Source organism: Halomonas sp. TG39a (assembly GCF_000744395.1).
GTDB lineage: Bacteria > Pseudomonadota > Gammaproteobacteria > Pseudomonadales > Halomonadaceae > Vreelandella > Vreelandella ventosae_B.
In genome coordinates, this window is sequence record NZ_JQLV01000001.1 from 585,237 (window position 1) to 606,844 (window position 21,608).

Here is a 21,608-nt window from a genome sequence, read left to right on the forward strand (position 1 = left end):
TAAAACACACATTTCTGAAAGATGATTTTAATTATCAATTCGCTATTGGTCTAACGTTTTGACAATTTTTTCTTAGCTGCAGCGCTGGCCGCAGCGAAAAGCGTGCTGCGGCCAGAGTGCAATGAGGATGGGATAGAGGTGAACGGAGCGCTACAGTTTGACCAGCATTTTACCGGTGTTGGCGCCATCAAACAGGGCGAGAAAGGCGTCGGGCGTGCTTTCTAAGCCCTCTTTCACTGTCTCTTTATAGTCCAGCTTGCCTTCCGCTACCTGAGGAGCTACTTCGTTCAGGAAATAGGGGTAACTCGACCAGTGATCGGTGACGATAAAGCCCTGCATTTTGGCTTTGCGCATAATTAGCTGGGCAAGGTTGCTAGGGCCAGGAGCCGGCTTTTTGGCATTGTAACCATCAATCATCCCGCACACGGCGATCCGCGCGCCTTCATTCAGCTGGCTAAGCGCCGCTTCAAGGCAAATGCCGCCGACATTTTCGAAATAGACATCGATACCGTTGGGGCTGGCGAGCTTAATGGCATCGCTAAGCTCGTGAGCATCTCTATCTCGGTAGCTGACCGGCTCGACGCCCAATGACTCCAGCCAAGCTAGCTTATGAGCGGCGCCTGCAATACCCACCACATGGCAGCCCTTCGCTTTAGCCAGTTGGACGGCTAGCGAGCCAACTGCACCGCTGGCGGCGCTGACTAAAACGTTATCGCCAGGCTTACATTCGGCAATCAGGTTGAGGCCTGTCCAAGCTGTCATGCCGGGCATTCCCAGTACACCTAGATAGGCCTGCTCAGGAACATCAAGATCGGGTAGTTTTGTGACCCCTTGTGCAGGCAGTTGGGCGATATCCCGCCAGCCGCCCATATGGCTGACGCTGTCGCCCACTTTCAGGCTGGGATCATTGGTCTCTATAACTTCGCCAATGGCGCCGCCTTCCATGGGCTTGCCGAGTTCAAACGGGTCCACATAGGTGCGAATGCCGCTCATGCGGCCGCGCATGTAAGGGTCAACGGAAAGCCAGTGGTTACGAATGCGCACTTCGCCTTCGGCCAGATCGGGAAGCGTTTGTGTCTCTAACTTGAACAGCGCGCGGTCGGGAAGGCCCTTGGGGTAATCGGTAAGCGTATAAAATTGTGACTGCATAAATTTCTCCTGCGAATACTTAGCGTTTTGAGCTGTGTATTTTGGGCTGGGCGTTCGAACTCCTTGCAGCATAGAGACCCTTAGCCTGCTTGCAAGTTCGTTAATGTATCGGGAAGCAATTCACATGAGGTAAGTCATATAAAAAAAAACAGGGCGACCATTGCTGGTCGCCCTGTCTGTTGACTGCTTAAGATAACGATGCTTCGTGTGCTGTCGCATTGATTAGGCTAATGGGTATCACACAACAACCAAGGATGTGTTATCCGTTAATCCAACAGCGTTACCATCACTGGAGCTGTACCGCGGCGAATCATGCCAAGCTTCGCTGCCGCGCGTTTAGATAAATCAATAATGCGTCCTTGAATGAAAGGGCCGCGGTCATTGATCAGAACTTCTACTTCTTGTCCCGTGTCCGGGCGTGTCACCAACACCTTTGTTCCAAACGGCAAACTCGGATGGGCGGCGGTCAGTGCCTGTTGATCAAAGGGTTGCCCACTTGCGGTGGTCGCTCCTTGAAAGCGGTCACTGTAAAAAGAGGCGACGCCTTGCTGTGTTTCTGTTTCGTGTGCAAAAGCACTGTTGGCAGCGCTGCTGACTAGTACCGCTGCCAAACAAATCGTTCGGATCAGTCGTTTTTGGGCTCCCATAGGAGTACCTCAGTTTTTCGTGTTGCGAATCCCGCACTCTTGATGAGGTGCCTGATAGGCTTGTCGATACTACCCTTGTCGCAACGAGTCAGCAAGCTTTGAGAAGATCGATGCAAATAGGTTCAATTTCAAGATTTTTTAATCTCTGCTTATGTGGCCTTGGGTTTCAGTGACTTATCAGCCCAGGTATGAGATGCATAAAGAATGGTCGTTGCGCAATGCAGCATTTTTTATGAAACGCTCACTTTAATTGAGTAAGCAGCTTATAATCACGACTGCTTATCTAATTAATGATTGTCATTACGACTCAACAAGGAACAGCTCATGGCTAAATCCTCTTCGTTTGCGTTTGTATTGGTGGCGGTTGGTGGCGCCGCCGTGGGTTTTCTCGCCGCGCAACTTATTCCCTTGCCAGGGCAAACTGCTGATGAAACGTCTGCGGAAAGCGTAGACACAACTGATCAGCCGGCGGTTGCCGAGGCTATTGTTGGCCTTGAAAAGCTCACCCTTGATGAGCGCCTGCGTGGCGAAATAACCTCGGCCAGCGAACTGAACGGTAACGATGGTAGCCGCTTCATGCGCTATGCCATTTCACTGGAAGAGGATGAGATCGTTGAGATTTCTCTCAACGGTGCCTTGCAGGGCGTTGTGGCGCTTTATGATGACCAGTTACAGCTACTCGATAATGCCCCCGTCGTGCGCCACCGTATTGAGGAGAGTGGTGACTACGTGGTGGTGGTTAGCGGTGCTGATGCCCACAGCTATGGCCCGTTTACCGTTGACAGCCGCGCCGTTGAGTTGACGGACGCGGACACAGTGGCAGTGGGTGAGCCTATCGACAGTTGGCTGCAGGGGGATGCCCGTGAAATCACTCTGAATATAGAAGAAGCGGGCCTTTACCAACTGGAAATGCGCTCCGACGACTTCGACGCTTACCTAGAGATTGAAGGGCCGAATGGCTACGCTCGTGAAGACGACGACAGTGCCGGTGATTTAGACGCACGTATTGCTGATTTCCTGGAGCCCGGTGAGTATACGCTAACGGCACGCAGCGCCTACGGTGATGGTGATGGCATCTATACGCTTTCAGTAGAGCCTCACGAGTTACCGGGAGATGGCGAGCTGCGCAATGATGGAGCGCTCACTCCCGATGACTCTCTCAACGGTTGGTACAGTGGTCAGGACCTTGGCTACCAAGTAGAAGTAGAAGAAGCTGGCATGTACCAGATTGACATGCGCTCCAGCGACATCGACTCGTATCTGGTACTTGAGGGGCCTAACGGTTACTACCGAGAAGATGATGATAGTGCCGGTAATCTAGATGCCAGCATCGCTGATTTTCTGGCTCCCGGTGAATATCAGTTAACGGCACGCACAGCCTATGGCGAGAGCAGCGGCATGTTTACGCTCACCATGGAGCCGCGCGATATGCCCGATGTTGAACTGCGTAATGAAGGCACGCTTACCCCTGGTGAAGCGCTGAACGGTTGGTACAGCGGAGAGCCGCTGACGTACCAGTTGGAGGTAGAAGAGAGCTCGTTAGTGACGTTGGAGATGCGCTCTGCCGATTTTGACACCTTTATCGAAGTTAGTGGTCAAGGCGTTGCCATCAGCGATGACGACGGCGCAGGCGGTACCGACTCACGTCTTCAAGAGCCGTTGCTGCCCGGCACTTACACGGTAAGCGCACGAGGCTTTAGCGCTACCGGTAGCGGCTTATTCGAATTAAGCCTTGAGATGGAGCCGACGGATATTCCCCCAGAGCTTTAATTATCAGCGTTAATCAATAATGCCCAACGCCCCTGTCGCTTATCGTGATAGGGGCGTTACTCTATTGGTCGGTGGTGAGGAGTAAATGGTGAGGCGTAAGGTGTAAATAGTTAGGCGTGAGGAGATTAACGGCTCGCTTTGAGGCAGCCTACCACCACCAGCACGGCCGCGGCGGGTAAACGCCAGTCGAGTACGCTCATGCCTGCCAGCACCAGCAGCAGGGCGGCCAGGATCGGCACGCCATAGGCCAAGCTGCCCACCAGGCTCGCGTGCCCCCAGCGCAACGCTTTATCCCACGCCACCATGGCTACTCCGTACGGCCCTAACCCCAGGGCGATACCTGCCAGCAATGCCTCCCCGCTGGGAAAAGCTAGCGTGCCTTCCAGTGCCAGGCTCGCGGTCAAGGCAATAGCACAGGCGATGAGCAGTAGCCGCGGCAGCAGCGGCGTTAACGCCACTGGCGCTGCTTGGCTTAACCATGAATAGATTGCCCAGCAGCAGGCGGCCAACAAGGCTAGCGCGTAGCCCGTGGTGGCGCCTCCCAAGCCCCCGTTGATAGCTTGAGGAACCAGCAGCAGCGCCGCACCCGAAAACGCAATCAGTGCGCCGACAACCCCCGCAATCTGCAGGCGGCCAAAACGGCTCCATTGGCTGAGTAGTACAAACAGCACCGGCCAAGTGTAGGTAATCAGCGCCGCTTCGGCGGCGGGCGCTAACCGCATGCCAATAAAGTAGGTGCTGACGGCGCCAAAGATGAGCAGCGGGATACCCACCCAAACACTCAGTTGCCAGCCCGCGCCGCAGGCGGCGACGTTAACCCGGCGGCTTAACGGTAGCGTTGCTAATGACCCTGCTAACAGGGTAACGGCGGTTAGCTGCAAGGGCGGTGTCGCTTTGGCAAACTCGGCCAGCAGCGGCGCCGCACTCCAAAGCATCACGGCCACTAACGCCGCACCAACACTGTACCAACGTGGAAATAACGCGGGGGAGTGAACGGGATGCATAAGAGTTCTCCTTGATTAGTGAATGTGCTGAGCAGCATACTCATTATGAACACATCACAATATCGATCTTTTATGATCGTTATTATCAAGAATGGTGATGAATAAGGGCAGATGAATAAGGGCTGATAGATGAGGACTGGTATATGCGTGCACCCACGTTGGATCTAACCCTGCTACGTACCCTGGTGGCCATCGCGGACACCGGCAGTGTAACGGCGGCGGCAAAGCGGTTAGCGTATACCCAGTCAACCGTGAGCATGCAGCTACAGCGGTTAGAGGCGCAGTTATCGCTCACGCTGCACGAGCGGGAAGGGCGGCGAATACGCTTTACTTCAGAAGGTGAGCGATTACTCAGCCATGCCCGACGGCTATTAGCGCTTAATGATGAAGCATGGAGTGATATGCAGGCTCGTCAGGTCACCGGGGATCTTACCCTGGGGATTCCTGAAGATTACGCCTCGCTGCTGCCCTCGGTGTTTGCCTACTTTCATCAGCTTTATCCCGCGGTCGGGTTAAAGGTGATCTGCGGTACCAGCACGCACCTCGTCGAGCAGGTGAAAGCCAAAGAGTTGGATTTAGCCCTGGTAACCCGGCAGCGTAACTCGCCAGGCGGCGATGTTATCCGCCGGGAGCCTTTATTGTGGGCCGTAGGAATGAACCAGCAGCCGCTGCTTAGTGACCCGCTGCCGCTGGCGCTCTACTCCCCTGGGGCAGATGTGTTTCGTGAAGTGGCCGAGCAGGCATTGCAATCAGCCGGGCGTAGCTGGCGGGTTGCCTATACCAGCCAGTCCATGGCGGGGTTGGCACCAATTGTTACCGCTGGGTTGGCCATCGTGGTGGTGACTCGCAGCATGCTAACCCCAGCGCTGAGGCCGCTGGATGAGAGCAGCGGGCTGCCGGCGCTGCCGATGATTGAGCTGGCGCTGCACCGTGCGCCGCACCGGCCTTCGGAGCCTGCGCGCCGATTGGGCGAGTTAATACGCGAACAGCTGGCAGCGCCCGAGCAGGCGCTATAAGGTATTTCGTTAGTAACGTTTAGCGTTGATGGCCGCGTAGTGCTTTAATCAGCGTAAGGGAGCGTTACTGACTAGACTAAAAAGCCAATGCATTGGCAGTTAGGAGCACTACATGCACGAACTGGATCACTATATCTACCCGCATCGGGTGTTGCACTGGCTGGTGGCGGGCGCAGTGTTGCTCTCTTTGGCCAGCGGTTTAACGTTAGGCTTTTTGGGCTATGAGCGCACCGTTGCGCTAGTCGGCAATATGCTTACGAACCTGCTTTATACCAGCCATAAAACGCTGGGGGTGTTGATACTATTGCTAATGACGCTACGTATTATTACCCGACTGGCCTTTGTGGTGCCCGACCATGAACCGCCTTTAAACGCCTTTGAGCGAGTAGTCAGTACCAGCGTCCATCATTTGCTCTATTTAGCACTCATTATCATGCCTTTGTTGGGCTGGGCAGCAACGGCAAGTGGCGGATTTCCCGTTGAGTTTTTCCACTGGCATTTGCCAGGGTTAATTGGCGAGCGCGAGCAGCTATCTGAACAGCTGTTTATGTGGCATGAGCGCCTGGGGTGGGCCATTTTAGGCTTGGTGGTACTGCACGTCGCGGGGGCCATATTCCATTGGAAAATCAAACGCGATAACGTGATGAAGCGTATGAGCCTGTTTGATTAACGGCCATTGAAAATGGCTAAAGACTAACCCGCCGAGCCGTAGCGATAGCACTCTACTGCTTGGCGAGATTTGACAGCGTACATATGGCTATCGGCTTCACGCAGTAAACTCTCTAGCGTGGTGTTGTCTGTCCCCTGGCAAGTGCTAACGCCGATGCTTACGCCCACACTGACTCGTTCGCCGCAGGGGAGTTTGATCGGTGAGCGAATGGCTTCCCCGATACGGGCCTGAATATTCTCAAGCGTATCGTCGGGCTCAATATTCTCCATGATAATAATGAACTCATCGCCGCCAAAGCGTGCGCAGTGATCACCAACACGCGCCAGGTTAGCGATGCGCTTAGCTATTTGTTGTAATACAAAATCTCCTGCCTCATGGCCGTAGCAGTCGTTAATGGGTTTGAAACGATCAAGATCGAGCATCAGTAACGCCAAGCGCTGACCAAGTTGACGATTACGCTCGAGAACCTCTTCGGCGCAGCGCGCCAGGCCGTGACGATTTAATAAACCGGTCAGCATATCGCCGTTGGCTAAATGCTCCAGTGCTTTAGTGCGGGCGGCGACTTTTTGCTCCAGCACGGCTTCCTGCTTTTTAAGCGCAGCTAACATAGCGGTTTGAGCACGCTCTTTTTGCCGTTTAAGTTTGTTAAAGCGTGATGCCAGCGCAAACGAAAGCAGCAACATTTCTAGTGCAGAGCCAATTTGAATCCCGTGAAGAGTAATAAAATTGGCGGGTAGTACGCCCAGGTTGCGCAGTGCAAAGACACCTGCCCCCAGCAGAAATAGCGACCACGCAAACACGAACAGCCTAGCGCTGGGTATGCGTCGCAAGCTGCAGTAGCTGCCGCATATCAGCAGCAGTAAGGCTGCCATAAACCCTGTCACATCCATGAGGTGAAGCGCCGCAGGAATGGGTAGCAGCAGCGACGCGATAACGGCCAGCCAGCAGTAGCTGCGAAAGGTGTTCAATACCTGATGCCAGCGTGGGCAGTATGTCTCGGTGTTAAGAAAACTCTGCGCAAACAGCGTGGCCATGGTGGAGGCAAAGGTGAAGCCGAGTGCCACCAAGCGTGACGTGTTTTCACCTAAAAAACTCCAAAACATGAGAGTGCCAATGCCGTTAAACGCCAGGATGGCAAGCCCAAAGCCCGCGACGAATAGCGAGTAGTGAAGAAATACGCGCTCTTTGAAGCCAAAAAATAGCAGTAAATTATATAAGCCCATCGCCAGCAGCATGCCAAAGTAAGTGGCCAGCCAAAAATTATGTCGGTCGTTTTGGGTATAAAATGCCTCGGGTGCTAGTAAGTTATAGCTAAGCATCTTGCTGCCTGATGCAGCCACATGGGTATACAGCGTGACCGTTTCATGGGCGGCTAGCTGAAGGGGGAAAACCGCCTGCCGGTGGGCGAGCGCACGCTGTTCAACGGGAACCGCACTGCCGCTTAGTTGCACTTCGCTTAGCTGCACTTCGCTGCGCTGTTGGCGAAACGTATAAAGGGTAACGTAATCCAGGAACGGGTACTCAAACTCCACCACCCAGCTCTGGGGATCCGGCGAATCGTTGCGCACTTGGGTGCGCAGCCACACATCACCGCGGGTATAGCCGAAATTTAAATCTTTGGCTTGGTGGGTGGGCTTAAAGGTACGCGGTTTTGCGAGTAAATCGTTAATCGATAAAGACGGTTCGTCGGCGTGCCAGAACTCGTTATAAGGGGCAAGCGAATAGCTCGCCTGGCTTGGCGATGCGGATAAAAGAGTGTTTGCCTGAGCCCGCGGAATAAACAAAACCGCAAGCAGCAACAATAGGCCAGTGTAAACACCCGTCGTTAAACGTATTGCATGCATAGGGTATCGCTTTTTTCGTTTTATTACCCCGTGCGCTGTTCCCTGGGTTCCCTTGCCCGCCGGGGGCGCTAATTCGTCGACATAGCGCTAGCTGCTTAAACTACCTGTGTCGCGATCAGCTATTTGAGTGTAGTCGGCTTTGGCAAAAGATAGCGTTTAAAACCCTCATACTTAATACATGATACGACTCAATTGCTGGGTAAGCCGTTGGATTAACTGGCCGCTGTGGCGCCAAAAATGCCAATAAAGAGGCACTGCTAAAGAGTGGCCGGGAGCAACACTGGTCAATTGGCCACTTGCCATTAATTCGCCGACCTGTAGTTGGGGCATCATGCCGTAGCCGATCCCGGCCGCGGCCAAGCGTACAAACCCTTCTGAAGAGGGGCAGAGGTGGTAAGGAAAGCGGCCATGGTAACCGCACAGGGCGAGAAACTGGTGCTGCAACTGATCATGGGGGCCGAAGACGATGGCCGGGGCCTTTTGAAAAGCTTCAGCGTTGGGTCCATCCGGGAAGTGTCGCGCCACATAATCGGGTGAGGCGAGCGGATGGTAGTGCATTTCGCCCAGCGCCACACAGCGTGCTCCGGCAATCGGCTGTGGTGTTGCGCACAGGCAAGCGGCTACATCGCCATCGCGCAAGCGCTTGAGCCCGACATCCTGGTCTTCGATCACCAGATCCAGCAGCACTCCCTCCTGCTGGCAGATATGTGCGACGGCCTCGGCCCACCAGGTGACCAGGCTATCTGCATTGATAGCGATACGCAGTCGCGGAGCCTGGTCATCCAGCGTGGGCAGAGAGCCCCGCAGGTCACGCTCTAATAGCTGGACTTGTTGGTAGTGGGTCAACAGCCGCTGGCCCGCAGGGGTGGGGGCTAAGTGCGGGTGGCGAATCAGCACCGGCTGGCCCAGGCGAACTTCCAGTGCCTTGATGCGCTGGGAGACTGCCGACTGCGAAAGCCCCAGCACGTCGCCTGCGCGCTCGAAACCGTCGCACTCCACTACGGTCGCTAAGGCGTGAAGCAGTTTGTAATCCAGCATAGCGGTATTCCCAGAGCAGCAAAAAGTGACGTAAAGCAAAAAAAGAACGAATAAACCCGGCGGTGCGATTGATATGAGATTAAATAGGATTGAGTCTCATAAGCCAATGAATTACATTTCAGATTGGGCGCAACATCCCATCCTAGCGAGATGACTTAGCACTTTATTTTAGTCGTTTCTGTAACGCCATAGCCTAAAGGACACTGTAATGCCCTCCATCATGCTCCGTCGCCCTCTTGCTGGCATCGTTGCGCTTAGTGCGCTGATGCCTTTTGCCCCAGTTGCTGTCGACACCGCTGCTGCTGACGACACCGTTAGCGCTGACGCCGTGGTTAAACACTACGCCGATCTGGCTTATGCCAATTACGCCGATGCACTGAATGCTGCCCAAGCATTGAACGAGCGTATCGACGAATTGCTCGCCAATCCCACGGCCGAAACCCTGAGCGGAGCCAAGCAAGCCTGGTTGCAGGCGCGGGTACCTTATCAGCAGAGTGAAGTGTTTCGTTTCGGCAATGCGGTGGTCGACGATTGGGAAGGGCAGCTAAACGCCTGGCCCTTGGACGAGGGCATGATTGATTACGTCGAAGGCGATGACTACCAGCATGAGCTGGGCAATAAAGGCGCCACGGCCAATATCATTGCCAACGAGCAAATCAATGTTGGGGGCGAAAGCCTGGACGTTAGCGAGATTACCCCGCAACTCCTGGCCGATCTTAATGAAATCGGCGGCTCTGAAGCCAACGTTGCCAGCGGCTACCATGCCATCGAATTCTTGCTGTGGGGCCAGGATCTGCATGGTTTTGAGGCAGGCAACGGGGAACGTCCGGTCAGCGATTACCAAACCGGCGATGACTGCACCCACGGCCACTGCGACCGTCGCCGCACTTATCTGGACGCGGTGTCCGACCTGCTAGTCGATGATCTTGAGTGGATGGTGGCCCAGTGGGCGCCGGACACCGAGGGCAATTACCGCCAGGAGCTGCTGGCGGAAAGCGACCAGGAAGGCTTGCGCCGCATGCTGTTCGGCATGGGCTCACTGTCGCTTGGCGAGCTAGCAGGTGAGCGCTTAAAAGTCGCTCTGGAGGCCAACTCTTTTGAGGATGAGCACGACTGCTTCAGCGACAATACCCACAACTCCCACTACTACAACGGCCAGGGTGTTCAGAATATCTACACCGGCAGCTATCAGCGCCTAGACGGCAGCGTGGTAGATGGACCTTCGCTGCAAGACCTGTTGGCTCAAGAAGATAGCGAGCTTGCTGACACTCTGGGCCAGCAGCTTGACGCCAGTATGGCGCGCCTTGATGCGATCAAACAGGCGGCAGAAACTGAGAGCTCGCCAATGGCCTTCGATATGATGATCGCGCCGGGTAACGTGAAGGGCAGCGAGTTGATCAACGGCGCGATTTTAGCGTTGGTGGCGCAAACCGGCTCGCTTGAGGAATCCGCTGGCGTGCTTGGGGTGACATCTCTGCAGCCCGATGACGCCGGTCACCAGTTCTAGACCGAACTAGCGTCTACCATGAGCCGCCGATAGTTCTACTATCGAGCGGCTCTGTTGCCTTTTATCGAATGGCTCGTATTCAGTAACATCCTTCTCAAGGTATCACCATGTACCGCTTACCCCGGTTTATTATCCTAGCCAAGTGGGTGCCCTGCACATTAGCCAGAAGCAGTTTCTTGCTGGCCCTGTTGGTAGCACCCTTGCAGGCAGCCGAGTCATCTATACAAAATGAATCGCCTACTCAAAATGAGCCACCTACCCAAGATTATCCCCTCCAATCGACACCCATGAGTGGCGGCGATGGGTCGGTGGAGCAGTTTGACCATAACGCTTATTCGCTGCCGCTGGGTAATATGTCGATGACCAAACGGCTGGATTTCAGCGTGGGTAATAGCTTCTTCCGTAACCCTTGGGTGGCGGCTCCCGCCAGCACCGATGCCCGCGACGGCCTGGGCCCGCTATTCAATACCAATAGCTGCCAAGGGTGCCACCTCAAAGATGGTCGCGGCCACCCACCAGCCGGTGATGAAAACCCCATCGCGCTATTCCTGCGCCTTTCGCTACCTTCTCAGCAAGCGGAGCCCGAGATTCTGGAACAGCGCGGCGCGCTTCCGGTGCCCAACTACGGCCTGCAGCTACAAACCGCGGCGATTTCCGGCGCGCAGCCAGAGGCAAAAATGTTGATCGAGTATCGTCCTCGAGAGGTGACTTTTGCCGATGGCACTAGCGTTACCCTGCAGGCGCCGTTTTACTCGATTGCCGAGCCCGCCTACGGTGAGTTGCCCGAGGATCTGCAGACCTCGCCGCGGCTGGCTCCGCCGATGATTGGCCTGGGGCTGCTGGCGGCAATTCCTGAAGCCGACCTGCTGGCGGCCGCCGACCCTGACGACGCGGATGACGACGGCATTTCCGGGCGCGCCAATCGGGTTTGGGATCTGCGTACCGGCAGCACCGTTATGGGGCGTTTCGGCTGGAAAGCGGGTGAACCCAGCATTGAGCAGCAGGGCCTGCACGCCTTTGCTGGCGATATGGGGCTGACCTCCAGTTTGGTGCCGCAGACCGACTGCATGGAGAGCCAGGGCTGCGATGATTTTCCCAACGGAGGCACGCCAGAAGTCAGTGATGACGTGGCCGACTTTGTGACCTTCTACGCCTCCAGCCTGGCAGTGCCGATGCGCCGCGATATGGATGACCCGGCGGTGAAGCAGGGTGCCGAAAGATTCAATGCTTTGGGCTGCGCCAGCTGTCATACCCCTCGCCATCGCACCGCTGCGGATGCCGCACGCCCGGCTCTAGCGGATCAGATAATATGGCCCTATAGCGACCTGCTGCTCCACGACATGGGCGACGCCCTGGCCGACCAGCGCAGCGAGTTCAAGGCCGATGGCCGCGAGTGGCGCACCCCGCCGTTGTGGGGAATCGGGCTGGCGCAAACGGTAAACCCTAGAGCGGGCTTTCTTCACGATGGCCGTGCTCGCACCCTGGAAGAGGCGATTCTCTGGCACGGCGGTGAGGCGGAAGAGGCCACCCAGAGCTATCGTGACTTGCCTGAGGATCAGCGCGCTGAACTCATTCGCTTTCTTGAATCCCTATAAGTGTTGCTGGAAGGCTTAATTGCCAAGGAGTTTATGTGATGGCTACGTTTCGTCGGCTGGGTTTGCTGGCCTGTGCACTTTTGGCTGCACCGCTATCTTTTGCTACGGAGAACACCACGCCGCGGGATATATGGCACGGCGCGGTAGAGATGCAATATGCCGAACTGAGCGTCGCCTCTGAACGCCTGGAGACTAGCGCCGTGCGTTTCTGTCAGAGCCCCGACGAGGCACTAAGGCAGCGGTTAGAAAATGACTGGCTGAGCGCCTATCAGGCCTGGCAGGCGGTGCGTTTTATACAGTTCGGCCCCGTCGAGCAGAACAGCCGGGGCTGGCAACTCCAGTTCTGGCCAGATCGCAAAAACCTGGTAGGCCGCAAGGTGAACGGGTGGTTAAAAGCAACCAGCGCGTTGGATGCCCAGGTGATTGCCGGCGATAGCGTGGCGGTCCAGGGCTTTCCCGCCCTTGAGTACTTGCTTTATGACGACGCCATGGATGGACAGGCTCTTAGCGATCCTGCCGCCTGCGACTTGATGCAGGCCATCACGACGCATATCGCGGATACCACAAATGCGCTGCATCGCGACTGGCAGGCCTTTGGTGAGCACTATCTTGGCACCTCTGACTACACGGAAACCACCTTGGCCAGCGCCATCCAGGCCCTTGAGCTCCTAGAAGATAAACGCCTTGGGGAACCCATGGGCCTTAAGGGCGCCCCCGCCAACGGCTACCTGTCCGAAGCTTGGCGTAGCGGCAACTCGGTCCGTTTGGTAGAGAGCAGCCTGGAGGGCCTGCGTACCGGCTTCTTGCCGGGCCTTACCGCGCTGCTGCGCGAGGCCGAGGCACTGCCGCTCGCCGAGGCATTTCGTGACCAGCTCGATAAGACGCTCGCCCAGGCCCGCGACCAGCCGTCGGGCTTAGTGCTTGCCCTGGACGACGAAGCGGCGTTTCGCGGTCTACAGTCGCTTTACCTCGATATCAGCCAGTTACGCCACCTGCTGGGTAATGAGATCGCTGGTGAACTGGGGCTGGTGCGAGGCTTTAACTCCAGCGATGGGGATTAAACCATGCAGCGACGCCAGGTTCTCAAAGTGGGGTTGGGCAGCGTCGCCATGGCGCTGACCCCGTTAAGCTGGGCGCTGCCTGCGCGAGAGGAAGCCGCTTGGCTGTTCAGCGCGGTCGACGACCCCAGCGGAGGGCATTACATCGCCGGGGTGGCATTGGATGGTGAGACCCGCTTTATGATCGAGGTGCCCGAGCGCTGCCACGGCGGCTGTTTACGGCCTGACTCCCGCCAGGCCGTATTGTTCGCTCGCCGCCCTGGTACACGGATGCATGTGATCGATGGGGACAGCCGCCAATTAGCCCACACCCTTGCGGCTGGGGAGGGCTACCACTTCTACGGGCATGGCGTGTTCGACCTGAACGGGCGCTATCTGTATGTCACCGCCAACCGCTTGGAGGACAGCGCCGGGCTAGTGCGCGTTTACGACGCTGACAACGACTACGCCCATGTGCGCGATATGCCGCTGGACGGCATTGGGCCCCATGAGCTGAGGCTGATGCCGGATGGTGACACTCTGGTGATTGGTTTGGGGGGTATCCAGACACACCCTGACTACGGCCGGGTTAAGCTCAACCTGGACACTATGGCACCAGCGCTAATGCTGATGGATCGTAACAGTGGTGAGGTACTGGCCCGTCACGAACCTTCACACCACCAGCTCAGCTGCCGTCATCTCGACGTGGCGGCGGATGGTACGGTGATCGCGGGTTATCAGTTTGAAGGCCCCGAGTGGGAGACCCACCCACTGATCTGCCGACTGGATGCCCAGGGGCACTTCTCCGAACTGTCGCTGGCCGATGAAGTCACCGCCAGTCTGAAGCACTACACTGCCAGCGTGGCGTTTAGCCGTGTTTCTGGCAATGTCCTGGTGACTGCCCCTCGCGGCAACCGGGTACTGCTGCTGGATGCCGCACAAGGCAATCTTGTCGCCAGCCTGGCACTCCCTGACGCCGCTGGTGCCCGCTGTGATGGCAATGGCGGTTTTCTGGTCTCCTCCGGCCAGGGCGGGCTCTATCGAGTAACGCCTGACTTGGCGATGCCTGAGCTACTCGCCAGCCTGGAACTCCGCTGGGATAACCATCTGACTTAGCCAGTTAGACATAGCCAGTTGAAACCGCTCTTAGGAATAGCTCTTAGGAATAGCTCTTAGGAATAGCGCTTTGATATGGTTTTTGAAATAGCTCTTTGAGATAGCCCTCTGAAACAGGCTGTCAGACCACCGGTTTGAAGCCATTATAAATGACGTCTTCTTGGTGAGCGGTGCTGCTGGTAGACTTCAGCGCTCTTTACAGAAGGCAAGGAGCCCCATGGAACTGCTGCGCTTAGTATTTCATCACTACCGCTGGCCCTTTTTAGGCGCCATTGCTCTGAGCCTATTGAGCGCTGGCTTAGGGGTCGGGGTGATTGCCTTTATCAACCAACGGCTTATTGAAGTAGGCAGTATGGCGGCGTTGCCGCAATTTCTCGGCCTGCTGGCGGTGCTCCTGGCAGTCACACTCAGTACGCAATTGGCGCTCACCGTGCTGGGGCACCACTTTGTGTTTGACCTACGCTCGCGGCTGGTGAAGCGGATCCTCGACACCGATATTGAGCGTTTGGAGCAGTTGGGCAACGCCACCTTGCTTGCTAGCCTGTCCAGCGATGTGCGTAACATCACCATTGGCTTTGTGCGTCTGCCGGAGCTGATTCAGGGCGTGGTGCTAACGCTTGCCTCGGTGGCCTATTTGGCATGGCTTTCGCCGCAAATGGTGGTGATCACCGTGCTGTGGATCGCGTTCACCATGGGCGTGGGTTGGGTGCTGGTGTCGCGGGTGTATCGCCATTTTCGCCTCGTGCGTGAAAGCGAAGACAGCCTCTATAAAGATTTCCAGGCAGCCATTGAAGGGCGCAAAGAGCTGGCGCTGAACCGCGACCGTGCCCGGCGCTTTTATGATGAGCGCTATACCGCCAATGCCCGTGACTACCGTCACCACATTATCCGCGCCGATACCTACCACTTAAGCGCTAACAACTGGTCTAACATTATGATGTTGGGTGCCATCGGGGTGGTGTTTTTCCTCTCTAATGGATTGGGCTGGGCGAATACCACGGTGGCTTCCACCTTCGCGCTGACGCTGCTGTTCCTGCGTACGCCGCTGATTCAGGCGGTGGGCGCTTGGCCAACGCTGATCAGTGCCCAGGTCGCGTTTGATAAATTGAGCAGCCTGGAGCTAGCCGAGTACCAATCAAGCTTTGCCGTTGACGATACGCTGGCCGATTGGCAGCATCTGGAGCTGGAGGAAGTCACTTATCACTACCCGGACACTGCCCAAGGCGAGGGCTTCCAGGTGGGGCCGCTCAATATGACCCTAGAGCGCGGTGAGCAGGTGTTTCTGATCGGCGGCAACGGCAGCGGTAAGTCGACCCTGGCAAGGCTACTCTCGGGGTTATACCGCCCCCAAAGCGGCACTATTAAGATTGATGGCGAGGTGGTCACTGCTGCTCAGTGGGAAGCGTTCCGCGCTCGCTTTGCCAGCGTTTTTACCGATTTCCATCAGTTTGATCAGACCATGGGCCCTGAAGGCCTGCCTGCTGACCCGCAGGTCGTTGATACCTGGCTTGAGCGACTGCAGATGCAGCACAAATTGCAGTGGGAGGGTGATCGCGTCATCAACACCCAGCTCTCCCAAGGGCAGCGTAAACGCTTGGCACTGCTACTAGCGATTGCCGAAAAACGCGATATCTTGCTGCTCGACGAGTGGGCGGCGGATCAAGACCCGCAGTTCCGACGGCTGTTCTACCGCGAGCTATTACCGCACTTAAAAGCGATGGGGAAAACTGTGTTTGCGATCAGCCACGACGACAGCTACTTCGTCCACGCCGACCGATTGCTGGAGATGTCGAAGGGGCAATTAAGCGAGCTGAAAGGCGAGCAGCGTGCGCGAGCAAGTGAAGATGCGGTGGCGCAAATAAATATCTAAACCGCTTTAACGGGCGGCCTGTTTGGCGCGTTTGCGCGCCTCCAGGTCGCAGCCCTCAAGTGGGCAGGTACCGCAGGTATCAAACTCATCCAGTAAGTAACGCAGGCAGCAGAGCTTGCGCACCCGCTTAACCTCCTCACTCCCCTTAGGCGTAAAGTAACGCACCGGCTGAAACAGCGGGTTGCGCTTGCCGTTGGGCAGGGTGCGTGCTTCCAGCAGCGACTTGGCTGCTTCAAACGCCTGCCGATTAGCCAGTGGGTGCTCGCCTAGCGCATTGACGTAAAAATCCAGATAGCCACCGGCATTGCTCCAGAACACCCGCTGAGCGGCGCCGGAGATGGCCGCTAATTGCTCAATTAACGGTGCCCAGTGCTGCTCAATCAAAGTAGCAAAACGCTCAAAAGGATCTTGCGTGGTTATCGGGGTGCCTTCGTGGGGTACCCACAGCCGCGAGGTAGCGCCTTTATCGTTAAAGAGAACCTGCATGTCGTCTAGCCCCACCGGCAAGTCACGGTTAAGCAGCAGATTGGCTGTCAGTGTGGGAACGGTTAGCGCGCTTAAGTGCCACTTCGACCAGATCGATACCACTGCCCGCTGGTCTCCGTCTGGGTACTGCCCAGCGAAACGGGAGAGATCCTCTTTAAGCCAATCGGCATTCCGCCAACGGGCTGTTTTGAACGCTTCCAGCGGTGGCGTTCCACCTATTAACGGCGGCGTAAAGTTCGCCAACGGCCCGGTGTAGCAGGACGCTAACGAAGGCTCGAACAGTTGTGGCTGACGCAGAGCAGAGGGCATCGCGAGGCTCCATCGCAGGTCTTTCAAACAAGGGCTTTCACATAGGTTTTGACACAGCACACAGGGACATGTGGCATTCAGCTTAATCGATAATGCGTATCAGTTGAAGCATTTGATTGCGAATGAGTGCTTTTAAAAAGTATCTTGCCTCGGACAATAGCGTTATTGCGCCACGGCGATATTGTGCTCTCCGTTGGGGTGTTTCATGACCTGCATCGGTAGACCATAAATAGCCTCTAAGGTGCTGTCGCACATCATATCGTTGGGGGCGCCGTGGGCGAGTAGGCGGCCGCTGTGCAGTGCCATCAGCTCGTCGCAGTAGCGCGAGGCCATGTTGATATCATGCAGCACGATAATAACCCCCAAGTTCAGCTCGTCGCACAGCTTGCGGATCAGCGCCAGCACTTCGATTTGGTGGGCGATATCCAGGGCCGCTAGCGGCTCATCCAACAGCAGGAAGCGGCTGCCCTGGGCGAGTAGCATCGCCAGCCAGACTCGCTGACGTTCACCACCGGAGAGCGTGTCGACCAAGCGGTCGGCAAAGGCCTCTGTGTGGGTCAGGGCAATGGCGCGATCAATGGCATCTTTGTCTTTCTGGGTGTGGCGGCCTAGCAGCCCGTGCCATGGGTAGCGGCCAAAGGCGACTAGCTCACGCCCGGTAAGACTTTCTGCACTTGGTAAATGCTGGGGCAGGTAAGCCACCTGACGGGCGAACTCACGATTTCCCCAGTCACTCAGCGGGCGCTGGTCAAAGTGAACCTCCCCCTGGCTTACTGGCTGCTGCTGGGCCATGAGCTTGATCAGCGTCGACTTACCCGAGCCGTTATGGCCAATCAGGCCGTAAACCTTGCCCTCATGAAAGCTGTGGTCAATGGGATTTAAAATCTGCTTACCATTGATTTCAAAGGTGGCGCCTTTGACCTCGAACATGAATGACTCCTAGCGATAGGGTTGATGATAATGCCTCCATTCTAGTGCTAATGGTTCTCATTTTTAACAAAAAAATGAAAAGATTTACGTGATAGAGGGTAAACGTCCTTGGGGAAAGCAGACGAGGGGTAGGTCTTAGGCGGTTAGCCTTTGCTTGATTGGCTAACCGATGCGATTAGAAATGACGTTGATCGTTTATCAGTAAGGCGCTAAACACGCTAGCAGTTGGCTATGTTTTTCGGGGTGTGCCGCAAGTAAACTGTTCCATTGAGCGGGGTTCGGCTCGCCAGTGAGATCCGTGACGGTGTAACCAGCCTCTCGGGCAATCACAATACCGGCGGCGATATCCCAAAATTCAAGCGCCGCGCCTTGAGACCAAAAGGCATCAAAGCGGCCTAGACTGAGATAGGCGATCTCCAGCGCCGCAGAACCTGGGCTGCGGATGCCAGCCACTTGGGGCATTAGCACGGCGAGTTGATTTATGGACGTCGTGCAGTCGCCTTTAGCGTGGTAGGGCAGGCAGGTGCTTACCAGCATCTCGTTCAGTGGGCGCGGTTCAGGCGTCGTGAGCGGCGTGTCGTTGAGGAAGACGCCGGTGCCAAGGCTGGCCCAAAGCATTTCATCAAGCAGCGGTTGATAGACAATGCCGATGATCAGCTCATCGCCCTTGGTAACCGCTATGGAGACCGAGAAGTGAGGCACCCCATGCAGAAAGTTGCTGGTGCCATCAAGAGGGTCAATGATGACGGTATAGTCACTATCGGTTGGCGTCAGCCCGCTCTCTTCACCTAGGAAAGCGATATCGGGAAAAGCGCTGTTGATACAGTCGATAATGATGTTCTCGGCGGCCGTATCGTAGTAGCTGACAAAGTCTGACGCCCCCTTTTGCTCAAAGGCAATTCTTCCCTTTAGCGAATACCCCTCGCGTAACAGCGCACCTGCCTCGTACGCCGCCTGTTTCACCGTTTCGAGTAGGTCATTGCTGCTATCAAGCATTGTATTTCCCCTGGGCATTCATCGTGTATTAGTGAATGGCAAAACTGTATCTATTCAATGTAACTAGCCATTCATGACACGGAGATGACAGTGATGATCTTCGCACTTTTAGCAGGGCAGAAACTAAGTCTGCTGGCTTTAAACGACCCCTGTATCCCTGATGGCATTCTGCATAGCGAGGTTCTAGTTCGAATGTTCTGTGCGGCGCGCTGTTCAAAACTGCTCTTCAGGTGAAAGAGCGGGAATAAGTAAGCGTTCTGAAAAAAGAGAATTTGCTTATGGTTTGAGAACGGGAAATGGCAAAGAGAACTTGAGGTGAGGAAAGTTTTTACCATAAAATGCAAATGATAATCATAATAATTTATTTTATTGAAAATTTATCAGCCTTTTAAAAGGGGAACGGTTGTATGCTCAAGGGAAAATACGCGCTGTATTGTCAAAGCGGGTTGTTGGTCGTCACATTGGTTGCGGTGCCAGTTTATTCAGCAGCTCAGGAAGAAGAATCGGTCTCCGAATTGGAGAGTCTGACGGTAACAGCAGAGCGAGTGGGGGCACAGGGGCCAGATGTGGGTTATCAGGCAGATCGCAGTCTAACGGCAACTAAAACTGATACCCCACTGTCTGAAACACCACGCGCCATTTCGGTGGTAACGAGGAATCAGATTGAGGATCAGGGAGCACAAACACTAGGTAACATTTTAGATTATGTGCCAGGTGTTAACAGTGCTAACTACCCTGGCGGTGATGCTCTGGCAGGCGATATTTTCTACATTCGCGGCATGAACCAAAGGGATTATGGTTACGGTACCTACCGCGATGGTTTGCGCGTGCAGTCCAATGCCTATGCCACTTCGGCCGAGCCTTATGGTCTAGAGAGAGTAGAAGTACTCAAGGGGCCGACTTCAATTCTGTACGGCGAAAACGTGCCCGGTGGGTTAGTAAACCTGGTCAGTAAACGCCCAACTTATGAACGACAGGGAGAGGTCAATCTTAGCTATGGAACCCATGACCGACGGCAGTTCTCCTCTGATGTGTCGGGCGCTCTGAATGAAGATGGCAGCGTCCGTGGTCGAATGGTGTCCCTGATTCGCGAGGCTGATACGCAAATCAATAGCATGGAGGACGACCGGATCTACTTTGCCCCTTCGCTGGCCATCGATCTGAGCGATAGGGATACCCTGACATTGCTGGGACAATATCAAAAAGACAGCACCGAGATTCAATTAGGGCTACCGGCGTCGGGTACTCTGCTCGACAATCCAGGCGGTAAATTGAGCACCGACACCAACCTAGGGCACCCTGACTGGGATGGCTTTGAGCGGGAATTTTGGACATTAGGTTACGAATACGAGCACCGCTTTGATAATGATTGGACGTTTCGCCAAAACGGGCGGTATACGCGATCTCTGGTAGATCGGCAGGAAACCTGGTTGCAGTTCGTTGATGCAGGTTACGGTTCTAACATTGGCGCCTATAATCTTGATCGCGCCAACGAGTCTAGAATCTACTCCATTGATAACCAAGTGGTCGGCAATGTGACCACCGGAGCGCTCGAAAACACTATGTTGTTCGGCGCCAGCTTCGATAGGACGTCATTCGTACAGAGCCAGTATGCTAGTGACATTGCCAGTGGTGAATTCTATCTTATTGATATTTTTGACCCTCAGTATAGCAGCGAGCCGCAAACCTCCAGTCTCTCTAGTGATGGCGATCTAAAGCAAAATTTGGCCGGAACTTATGCTCAATGGCAGGGCAAAGTCGGCGGGTTGATTGCATTGGTGGGAGGTCGTTACGACTGGGCGGATAGTGAATACGATGATTATACTGCAGCTAATGAAGATACTCAGCGCTCCGACGAAGCATTCAGCTGGCAAACCGGGTTGATGTATCAGTTTGACAACGGCATCTCTCCTTACGTGAGTTACTCTACCACTTTCGTGCCGGTTCAACTTAACACTGAAGACAACTTCAAACCTATTACCGGCGACCAAGTAGAGCTAGGGGTGAAATACGAGCCGGAGGGTTGGAATACCCAGGTAACGGTTTCTGCTTATGACATCACTAAGCAAGATGATGTTAGCTACGACGGCAGCTCCGGTGACTATCGCCAGATTGGTGAGACACAATCCCAGGGTTTAGAAGTAGAGGTTAAGAGCGGTATTAGCGAAAGCCTGAGCCTGACTGCTGCCTATAGTTATATCGATGCCAGGATTGTCGAAGATGCCGGTTCGCGTTTAGAAGATGAGCAAATTACAGGGATTCCGCGTCATCAGGCCTCTGTTTGGGCCAATTATACTTTCCGGCAGGGGGCTTTGAACGGCCTGCAAACGGGTCTCGGTGTCCGTTACTTGGGCAAGTCCTACGCCTACCCGCCGGAGAGCCTAGATTATGGCACTCTAGAGGTAGGTAGTGAGACACTCGTTGATGCGGCCATCGGTTATGATTTTGGCAATAACTGGAGTGCCAATCTTAACGCCAATAACCTCTTTGATCGTGAGTATGTGGCTCGCTGTAACAACGGAGGGCGTTGCTATTGGGGGGCCGAACGCACTGTGCTGGGTACTGTGTCCTACAAGTGGTAGCGCATAGGCACTGAATTGGGTGTTTTAATCGCTCGCGCCGCA

Annotated in this window: 17 protein-coding genes; 9 read left to right on the plus strand and 8 right to left on the minus strand. The window is 55.3% G+C overall.

Annotated elements, in window-relative coordinates:
- Positions 1–150: 150 nt before the first annotated feature.
- Both U738_RS02635 and U738_RS02640 read right to left on the minus strand, forming a co-directional pair.
- Positions 151–1,149 carry an NADP-dependent oxidoreductase gene (locus U738_RS02635; protein ID WP_035577041.1) on the minus strand — a complete coding sequence of 333 codons (999 nt, stop codon included), beginning with the start codon at positions 1,147–1,149 and terminating at the stop codon, positions 151–153.
- Positions 1,150–1,415: 266 nt separating this feature from the next.
- The gene (locus tag U738_RS02640) at positions 1,416–1,796 is read right to left on the minus strand and encodes a septal ring lytic transglycosylase RlpA family protein (protein WP_035577043.1); all 381 of its coding nucleotides are present in this window, start codon (positions 1,794–1,796) and stop codon (positions 1,416–1,418) included.
- Positions 1,797–2,120: 324 nt separating this feature from the next.
- Here U738_RS02640 and U738_RS02645 point away from each other — a divergent pair, with 324 nt between their 5' ends.
- On the plus strand, positions 2,121–3,566 hold the full coding sequence (locus U738_RS02645; protein WP_035577046.1) for a hypothetical protein: 1,446 nt from the start codon (positions 2,121–2,123) through the stop codon (positions 3,564–3,566).
- A 125-nt stretch (positions 3,567–3,691) separates the two neighbouring features.
- Here the strand turns inward: U738_RS02645 and U738_RS02650 are convergent, their stop codons facing one another.
- On the minus strand, positions 3,692–4,570 hold the full coding sequence (locus U738_RS02650) for a DMT family transporter (RefSeq protein WP_035577048.1): 879 nt from the start codon (positions 4,568–4,570) through the stop codon (positions 3,692–3,694).
- A gap of 143 nt (positions 4,571–4,713) precedes the next feature.
- Here U738_RS02650 and U738_RS02655 point away from each other — a divergent pair, with 143 nt between their 5' ends.
- Together U738_RS02655 and U738_RS02660 are read left to right on the plus strand one after the other, a co-directional pair.
- Positions 4,714–5,586, plus strand: a complete 873-nt coding sequence (locus tag U738_RS02655) for a LysR substrate-binding domain-containing protein (protein WP_035577051.1) — start codon at positions 4,714–4,716, stop codon at positions 5,584–5,586.
- Positions 5,587–5,698: 112 nt separating this feature from the next.
- Positions 5,699–6,256, plus strand: coding sequence for a cytochrome b (locus U738_RS02660; RefSeq protein ID WP_035577052.1), 558 nt, complete (start codon positions 5,699–5,701; stop codon positions 6,254–6,256).
- A gap of 23 nt (positions 6,257–6,279) precedes the next feature.
- Here U738_RS02660 and U738_RS02665 read toward each other — a convergent pair whose 3' ends face one another.
- Entirely contained in the window at positions 6,280–8,100 is a 1,821-nt protein-coding gene (locus U738_RS02665; protein ID WP_035577054.1) for a diguanylate cyclase, read from the minus strand.
- 171 nt (positions 8,101–8,271) lie between these two features.
- A complete protein-coding gene (locus tag U738_RS02670) occupies positions 8,272–9,138 on the minus strand; it encodes a LysR family transcriptional regulator ArgP (RefSeq protein WP_035577056.1) in 867 nt (288 codons plus the stop codon).
- A gap of 208 nt (positions 9,139–9,346) precedes the next feature.
- Between U738_RS02670 and U738_RS02675 the strand changes: the two genes are divergently transcribed.
- The 5 genes from U738_RS02675 to U738_RS02695 all read left to right on the plus strand — a co-directional run bounded on the left by U738_RS02675 (position 9,347) and on the right by U738_RS02695 (position 16,263).
- The gene (locus U738_RS02675) at positions 9,347–10,645 is read left to right on the plus strand and encodes an imelysin family protein (RefSeq protein WP_092490867.1); all 1,299 of its coding nucleotides are present in this window, start codon (positions 9,347–9,349) and stop codon (positions 10,643–10,645) included.
- Positions 10,646–10,752: 107 nt separating this feature from the next.
- Positions 10,753–12,240, plus strand: coding sequence for a di-heme oxidoreductase family protein (locus U738_RS02680; RefSeq protein ID WP_035577058.1), 1,488 nt, complete (start codon positions 10,753–10,755; stop codon positions 12,238–12,240).
- Positions 12,241–12,278: 38 nt separating this feature from the next.
- A complete protein-coding gene (locus U738_RS02685) occupies positions 12,279–13,301 on the plus strand; it encodes an imelysin family protein (protein ID WP_035577061.1) in 1,023 nt (340 codons plus the stop codon).
- A gap of 3 nt (positions 13,302–13,304) precedes the next feature.
- Positions 13,305–14,393: a DUF1513 domain-containing protein gene (locus U738_RS02690; protein ID WP_035577063.1), complete on the plus strand. Its 1,089-nt coding sequence runs from the start codon at positions 13,305–13,307 to the stop codon at positions 14,391–14,393.
- Between the two features lie 217 nt (positions 14,394–14,610).
- Positions 14,611–16,263: a multidrug ABC transporter permease/ATP-binding protein gene (locus U738_RS02695; protein ID WP_035577065.1), complete on the plus strand. Its 1,653-nt coding sequence runs from the start codon at positions 14,611–14,613 to the stop codon at positions 16,261–16,263.
- A gap of 6 nt (positions 16,264–16,269) precedes the next feature.
- On the opposite strand, the gene fhuF is transcribed toward U738_RS02695, so the two are convergent.
- The 3 genes from fhuF to U738_RS02710 form a co-directional block, all read right to left on the minus strand.
- On the minus strand, positions 16,270–17,058 hold the full coding sequence (fhuF, locus tag U738_RS02700; protein ID WP_035577067.1) for a siderophore-iron reductase FhuF: 789 nt from the start codon (positions 17,056–17,058) through the stop codon (positions 16,270–16,272).
- Positions 17,059–17,220: 162 nt separating this feature from the next.
- Positions 17,221–17,988, minus strand: a complete 768-nt coding sequence (locus U738_RS02705; RefSeq protein ID WP_035577068.1) for an ABC transporter ATP-binding protein — start codon at positions 17,986–17,988, stop codon at positions 17,221–17,223.
- A 198-nt stretch (positions 17,989–18,186) separates the two neighbouring features.
- A complete protein-coding gene (locus U738_RS02710; protein WP_035577076.1) occupies positions 18,187–18,984 on the minus strand; it encodes an inositol monophosphatase family protein in 798 nt (265 codons plus the stop codon).
- Between the two features lie 407 nt (positions 18,985–19,391).
- Here U738_RS02710 and U738_RS02715 point away from each other — a divergent pair, with 407 nt between their 5' ends.
- The gene (locus U738_RS02715; protein ID WP_081899025.1) at positions 19,392–21,566 is read left to right on the plus strand and encodes a TonB-dependent siderophore receptor; all 2,175 of its coding nucleotides are present in this window, start codon (positions 19,392–19,394) and stop codon (positions 21,564–21,566) included.
- Positions 21,567–21,608: the final 42 nt, after the last annotated feature.